This is a genomic window from Pseudomonas putida, assembly GCF_002906855.1.
Classification (GTDB): Bacteria; Pseudomonadota; Gammaproteobacteria; order Pseudomonadales; family Pseudomonadaceae; genus Aquipseudomonas; species Aquipseudomonas putida_N.
Genome location: NZ_MINI01000024.1, coordinates 1 through 456, shown reverse-complemented (window position 1 = coordinate 456; position 456 = coordinate 1). Strand labels below are relative to the sequence as shown.

Here is a 456-nt window from a genome sequence, read left to right as displayed (position 1 = left end):
ATTTGAGATTGCTGAGCCAAGTTTAGGGTTTCTTAAAAACCCAAGCAGTATTGAACTGAAGAGTTTGATCATGGCTCAGATTGAACGCTGGCGGCAGGCCTAACACATGCAAGTCGAGCGGATGACGGGAGCTTGCTCCTTGATTCAGCGGCGGACGGGTGAGTAATGCCTAGGAATCTGCCTGGTAGTGGGGGACAACGTTTCGAAAGGAACGCTAATACCGCATACGTCCTACGGGAGAAAGCAGGGGACCTTCGGGCCTTGCGCTATCAGATGAGCCTAGGTCGGATTAGCTAGTTGGTGGGGTAATGGCTCACCAAGGCGACGATCCGTAACTGGTCTGAGAGGATGATCAGTCACACTGGAACTGAGACACGGTCCAGACTCCTACGGGAGGCAGCAGTGGGGAATATTGGACAATGGGCGAAAGCCTGATCCAGCCATGCCGCGTGTGTG

1 rRNA gene is annotated in these 456 nt (G+C 53.5%); it reads left to right on the top strand.

Annotated features, from left to right (window positions below):
• Positions 1-52: 52 nt before the first annotated feature.
• Positions 53-456: ribosomal RNA gene (locus BGP85_RS00275) — 16S ribosomal RNA — on the top strand; the annotation flags it as partial.